Annotated in this window: 5 protein-coding genes and 4 tRNA genes; 6 read left to right on the plus strand and 3 right to left on the minus strand. The window is 42.8% G+C overall.

Going from position 1 to position 6,275, the window contains the following annotated elements; translation table 11 throughout:
• Window positions 1–612: 612 nt before the first annotated feature.
• Together pssA and R7Q47_RS23005 are read right to left on the minus strand one after the other, a co-directional pair.
• A complete protein-coding gene (pssA, locus tag R7Q47_RS23000; protein WP_005388686.1) occupies window positions 613–1,953 on the minus strand; it encodes a CDP-diacylglycerol--serine O-phosphatidyltransferase in 1,341 nt (446 codons plus the stop codon).
• Between the two features lie 71 nt (window positions 1,954–2,024).
• Complete coding sequence (locus tag R7Q47_RS23005; RefSeq protein ID WP_017821963.1) at window positions 2,025–2,456, minus strand: GNAT family N-acetyltransferase; 432 nt, start codon at window positions 2,454–2,456, stop codon at window positions 2,025–2,027.
• 101 nt (window positions 2,457–2,557) lie between these two features.
• Here R7Q47_RS23005 and murB point away from each other — a divergent pair, with 101 nt between their 5' ends.
• Together murB and birA are read left to right on the plus strand one after the other, a co-directional pair.
• On the plus strand, window positions 2,558–3,601 hold the full coding sequence (gene murB / locus R7Q47_RS23010) for a UDP-N-acetylmuramate dehydrogenase (RefSeq protein WP_154204966.1): 1,044 nt from the start codon (window positions 2,558–2,560) through the stop codon (window positions 3,599–3,601).
• Window positions 3,598–4,563 (plus strand): bifunctional biotin--[acetyl-CoA-carboxylase] ligase/biotin operon repressor BirA, encoded by a 966-nt coding sequence (gene birA / locus R7Q47_RS23015; protein ID WP_154204967.1) that lies wholly within the window; start codon window positions 3,598–3,600, stop codon window positions 4,561–4,563. The genes murB and birA overlap by 4 nt, the downstream gene beginning before the upstream one ends.
• 7 nt (window positions 4,564–4,570) lie before the next feature.
• Here birA and coaA read toward each other — a convergent pair whose 3' ends face one another.
• Window positions 4,571–5,494 carry a type I pantothenate kinase gene (coaA, locus tag R7Q47_RS23020; RefSeq protein WP_005388683.1) on the minus strand — a complete coding sequence of 308 codons (924 nt, stop codon included), beginning with the start codon at window positions 5,492–5,494 and terminating at the stop codon, window positions 4,571–4,573.
• 205 nt (window positions 5,495–5,699) lie between these two features.
• On the opposite strand from coaA, the gene R7Q47_RS23025 reads away from it, so the two are divergent.
• The 4 genes from R7Q47_RS23025 (at window position 5,700) to R7Q47_RS23040 (ending at window position 6,095) form a co-directional block, all read left to right on the plus strand.
• Window positions 5,700–5,775: transfer RNA gene (locus R7Q47_RS23025), tRNA-Thr, on the plus strand.
• Window positions 5,776–5,811: 36 nt separating this feature from the next.
• Window positions 5,812–5,896 (plus strand) — tRNA-Tyr (locus R7Q47_RS23030).
• Window positions 5,897–5,931: 35 nt separating this feature from the next.
• Window positions 5,932–6,006: transfer RNA gene (locus R7Q47_RS23035), tRNA-Gly, on the plus strand.
• A gap of 13 nt (window positions 6,007–6,019) precedes the next feature.
• Window positions 6,020–6,095, plus strand: a tRNA-Thr gene (locus tag R7Q47_RS23040).
• The last annotated feature ends 180 nt before the right edge of the window (window positions 6,096–6,275 follow it).

Genomic DNA, 6,275 nt, shown 5'->3' on the forward strand with positions numbered 1-6,275 from the left:
GGGGTCGCGGGTTCGAGTCCCGTCCACTCCGCCACTTATATTAAGCCTCAGTCGAAAGACTGAGGCTTTTTTCGTTTCTACTGCGACGTTTCCCTGAAGAGTGTTTATACACCTAACTAGACTATTTCACATAATCCCTACTAAGCGAACTCTGCGTAATTACACACTAGGCTTTAATTAATTATAGGCCGGTGATGCTGTGGAAAGGCAATATGACCTACAAACAAGCCTAAGTAATCTATGGTATTCAAAGGCGTTCAACGACTTGAATCTTGATGAGAAAAAAAAACGAATTGGAAGGTGAAAGATTGAAGGAGCTCTTCATTAGCGAGGTGATGATTTTCGACGCTGAACATTTGATGAGTCTCAGAAAAAATATATCGCCAAAGGGTAAGAAGCGCCAGAACAGAGAGGGGTAGCTTAGCTGGAATACTCACAAACGTCAAAGCTCAAACCCATTAAGAGAGTCGCTCTAGATCTAAGTGGTTATGTGCTCACTAGCGGTACTAGAAAATAGTTAAGTATTCCAAATGGATTATATGAAAAAGCCAACTGCTAAAGCGGTTGGCTTAGTATAAAAATCTCGACGTACTTTAGAGCGAGAAATGATGTCTAAAGAATACGTTTTAAAACACCATCTGCCTTTAGGCGGGTAATTTTTCTGACCAGTCGCTGTACCCCTATAGGATAGTCTTCTACTTTCTCTAATTGCTTATAAGTACAGATAAGGTGAGTATGCTCAAGAATACGCGAAACTTCGTCTTCAAACTTCTCAGTGAGCTTCGCATAATTGTCTTGTATGAGTAGCCCATTTTCTAGGTCGAGTGACCAAGCACGTGGATTTAGGTTATTCCCAGTAAGTAGCATATAGCGTTTATCAACCCAAATACCCTTAAGGTGGAAGCTGTTATTGTCATGCTTCCATAGGTGAATTGACAATTTACGTGCTGCGATATTCGCTTCATTGGCTTTCGCAAAGCGACGCAAATTCACTTCGTAAAGATATGGAAGTCCGCCAATGGTTTTAAAGTCTTCCTCAGGTGCAATGTAAAAGTCGTTGGCGGTTTTATCACCCACAACAATAGTTACTTTCACACCACGCTTCATGGCTCGTTTCACTTCACGATGAAGTGCTTTAGGGAAGTTAAAGTAAGGCGTACAAATGAAAATTTCGTCTTGGGCTGCTGCCAATAACTTTACAATCTGTTGATTGAGCAGATTACGGCGTTTGCCTAGCCCAACTAACGGAGTGACTTTTACACTTTCTTCTGTTGCAGCTTGGTCTTCAAACTTATAGTTGGCTTGAGCAAGAGAAGCCCTCAGTTGGCGAATCGCCGACTTTATTTCTTTGGTTTCTGGTTTATCTTTTCCTGCAAGATCATTAACGGCAGGGTGAGCAATCATTTCTTCCTGAATGAATTGCACCATTGAATTCGCTAAAGATTCATGTCGAATCACATGGTAACGATCAAATCGATAACGTTCATGATAATGGAGATAAACGTTATTTAAGCTCGCCCCACTGTAGATAACAGTATCATCGACAATGAAGCCTTTTAAATGCAGTACCCCAAAAACTTCTCTGCCACGCACTGGTATGCCATAGACAGGGATTGGGTGTTGGTACTTGCTGGCATATGCTTTGTAAAGCGCTGAATTACCCTCAGATGTCTCCGCACCAATCAGGCCACGCTGCGCTCGATGCCAGTCGACACAGATATTGATGTCCAACCCAGGATTGCGCTGTTTCGCTTCATAAAGCGCAGTGAGAATTTCACGTCCAGCTTCATCATCTTCCAGATATAGAGCGACTAGGTAAATTCGCGACGTTGCTTTGCTGATAGCATCTAAAAGACGGGTTCTGAATGATTCTGCTGAATACAGAACATCAAAGTCTTCCGGATTGACAGCGAGACTTGGCAACTGTTCGAATGGATTCCTACTTACTATCATATCGGTATGAGTACCTTAGTTTAGTGCAATATTGCGAACCTGCCATTTTATCAAAGATATGATTTACCTGGCTACAAAAGCACGCGTTTTGATGTCGTTGAAGAGATGAATTGCATTGGAATGAGATCTTTACCGCTATCTACGTAACGTTGAAATGCCATTTTTAGCGGGTGTGGTAGCTCAGAGCAATCAATTGTTGTGAATCCATGCTTGGAATAATAGGATTCGAGATGTGTAAACGCGAAGCAATAATCGCCATCAGTGAAAACATTGTTTTTACAATGAGTTAGTAGTTTTTTTCCAATCCCTGTTCCCCTAACTTTCGGAATGACCAACATTCCTGTCAACAGACGAACTTTATCTACACTTTTTAAACGTAGTAACGCAATGATTTCACCCTTATGGCTTGCTGTAATGATCAATTCATCTTTTTTGGCTCGACCCGCAGGGTAATACGCTTTGTATAGTTTCTTAATGAGGGGGAGCTTGATGGGATTTAACACTTCTATGATTAATGAGTCTGGTATTGTCACTGCGGTTAAAAGATAACTAATGTAGAATGTCGACAGTTTAAGAGAATCTTATCTGGTGTTGCAAACCTACTATGCAAATTAAAGCAAATGCGAGCCTAAAGGCTTACCATACTTTTGGAATTGAACAATCGTGTTCCTATTTAGCTATCGTTGAGTCGCTTGAAGATGTTATTGAGCTATTTCAAAACCCAAGATTCACCCATTTACCGAAACTTTTTTTAGGTAAAGGAAGTAATGTTCTTTTTACAGAACATTTTGAGGGATTAGTGATTGTTAATCGAATCATGGGTAAAGAAGTCACGGAAACGGATGAGCACTACCTATTACATATTGCCGGTGGTGAAGATTGGCCTGAATTGGTTTCCTGGTGTGTGAATCAGGGGATCGGTGGGATCGAGAACTTAGCTTTGATTCCAGGTTGTGCTGGCTCGGCTCCTATTCAGAACATTGGTGCGTATGGCCTAGAGCTAAAAGACATCTGTGATTATGTAGATGTTCTTGATATAACTACGTTTGAAAACAAAAGAATGCACGCCCAAGACTGTGAGTTTGCCTATAGGGATTCCATATTTAAACATGCGTTGCACGGAAAGTGCTTTATCACCGCATTAGGGCTTAAGTTGGCGAAGCAATGGCAGCCGATTAACCAGTACGGTCCTTTACAAAGTATCCCAGAAGAACAACTCAGCCCTGCTTCTATCTTCGAACGAGTATGCCAAGTGCGAAAGGCAAAACTGCCAGACCCAACCAAGATAGGTAACGCAGGAAGTTTCTTTAAAAACCCAGTGATCACGCAAGATCACTATGATCGACTCACAAAAAAATACCCTAACGTAGTGGCCTACCCAGCATCTGGAGGAATGAAAATTGCCGCTGGTTGGCTTATTGATCAGTGTGGATTAAAAGGGAAGTCTGTACATGGTGCGCAGGTCAACCCTATGCAAGCTTTGGTTTTGACCAACATAGATAACTGTAGTGCTGATGACATTGTCGCGCTTGCTTCTTTAGTGAAGCAGACAGTATGGGATAAATACCAAATCATACTTGAGCATGAAGTACGCTTTCTCAATCGTACCGGGGAGACCAATTTGGCTCAGATCGAGGCATCTAGATGAGAAAAGATCACTCTACGAAACTTCATATTCTAAAGTTATTAAGTGATGGAGAGTTTCACTCAGGAGAAGCGTTGGGCGACGATCTTAATGTTTCCAGAGCGGCAATCGCTAAGCACATTAAAGGTCTTAGTGAATGGGGTATTGATATTTATCGAGTGCAAGGGCGTGGTTACCAATTAGCTTCACCATTGCAGCTGTTAGACGAGACACTCCTTACCACTAGCTCGGAGTCACTTGTTGAACTTGTCCCTGTGATTGACTCAACGAACCAATATTTGCTCGACAGAGTCGCGGATTCGGAAAAGGGCCGTGTTTGTATTGCCGAATATCAAGCGCAAGGGCGTGGTCGCCGCGGTAGACAATGGGTCTCACCGTTTGGCTCTAACTTATATCTCTCTATGTATTGGCGACTGGATGCGGGAATGGCTGCGGCAATGGGCTTGAGCTTGGTGATTGGGATTGCCGCAGTGGAAGCTCTGGAAGAAGTAGGCATGCAAGGTGTTAAACTCAAGTGGCCGAATGACTTGTATTATCAAGATAAAAAACTGGCCGGAATCTTGGTTGAAATGTCGGGTCAGGCCGGTGGGGCTGCTCATCTAGTGATTGGGATGGGCCTGAATATTGGAATGCCTGACGACCAGCCTGAGATTGACCAGCCATGGACCACGTTGAACCAAGTAAATCAGAGTCTCAAGATCGATAGAAATGTTCTAGCAATGACACTTATCAAGCATTGGAATTCCGCACTTGTCGAATATGAAATGAAAGGACTTATTGGCTTCATCGAACGTTGGAATCGGTTAGACAATTTCCTTAATCGTCAGGTCAAACTGCTTATTGGGCCTAGAGAGGTACATGGCGTCGTTCGAGGCATCGATCATCAAGGTGGAATATTAATCGAAACCTCCCAAGGACTAGAGGCTTATATTGGTGGTGAAATCTCGTTGCGTAAAAGTGACTAATCTTCGATTACTTTCGCAACGAGACTTTATCAACCAAGTGGTTAACGCCTTTGTGTAGAATCAAGTGGGCTCTCTCACGAGTTGGAAGAATATTCAATTCTAAATTGAGCCCATTAATATCATGCCAAATTTGCTTCGCTTTTTTCTTTGCGTCATCGACAGAGAGTTGTGTGTAGTGGCTAAAATAAGAGCCTGGTTTCGTAAAGGCCCCTTGGCGAAACTTTAAAAAGCGTTCTACATACCAATGTTCAATGGTTTCTGTTTCTGCGTCGACATAAATTGAAAAATCTAAAAAGTCAGAGACGAAGACACGATGCGGGTCATGTGGATAGTCCATTCCACTTTGCAGAACGTTTAAACCTTCAATAATAAGAACATCCGGTCTATCCACTTTCCTTAGTTCATCAGTAATGTCATACGTGATGTGAGAGTAGATGGGTACTTCAAGATCGGGCTTTCCTGCCTTTACGTCAGACATGAACTCGACTAAGCGCTTGATATCATAGGATTCTGGGAAGCCTTTACGATGCATGATACCGCGTTCTTCTAGTACTTTTTTCGGATATAGGAAGCCATCTGTTGTAACCAAGGACACTTTGGGATGATTCTCCCAACGAGAAAGCAATGCCGTTAGAATACGAGCAGTCGTACTTTTGCCTACAGCAACACTGCCAGCGATACCAATTACGAAAGGGGGAGCATGTTCCTCTGTATTTAAGAATTGTTGTAATACGGAATTGCGGCTTTGACGAGCCTGGACATACAGATTCAAAAGACGAGACAAAGGAAGGTAGATCTCTACCGCTTCCTCCATGGTTAGGTTTTCATTAATGCCCTGAAGCGCAGTCAAGTCGTCTTCAGAAAGTGTCATCGGTACAGAGTTTCTTAACTCGGCCCAATTTGCACGGTCAAATGACAAAAATGGACTCATGGGTCTCTTTTATCCTTGGTTTAATAGAAGCAAGAACATACATCAAGCGAACTTCAAAGCAAACGACAAAGGTCGAAGTTTACTTTAAAAAAGCTAAGTTTGTACGAATTTGCAGCAAACGAATCTAAAAAATCGAAATTTATGATTTTTTTTCAAATTACTATTGCAACCTAGAAAATCATTCAATAGAATGCGCACCACTTATGCCGACTTAGCTCAGTAGGTAGAGCAACTGACTTGTAATCAGTAGGTCACCAGTTCGATTCCGGTAGTCGGCACCATTCTTTCCTTTAGTAGTCTGAATGGCTTGAAAATTTGGAGGGGTTCCCGAGTGGCCAAAGGGAGCAGACTGTAAATCTGCCGGCACTGCCTTCGATGGTTCGAATCCGTCCCCCTCCACCATATTCTTTAGGAAATAGCTCTCAGAGTTACGTGTTGCGGGCATCGTATAATGGCTATTACCTCAGCCTTCCAAGCTGATGATGCGGGTTCGATTCCCGCTGCCCGCTCCACTCTAATTTGAGTGCTGATATAGCTCAGGTGGTAGAGCGCATCCTTGGTAAGGATGAGGTCGGCAGTTCGAGTCTGCCTATCAGCACCAGCTCTCAAGTTTATTTCCTTTTGATATTAGATTTACCAATTATCTTTTTTTGGTTGCGTGGTCAATTTGGGCCACCTAAATCCGTACCTAGAGGGACCACTCATGTCTAAAGAAAAATTTGAACGTACGAAACCGCACGTTAACGTTGGTACTATCGGCCACGTTGACCACGGTAAAACA

Source organism: Vibrio sp. Vb0349 (genome assembly GCF_033338975.1).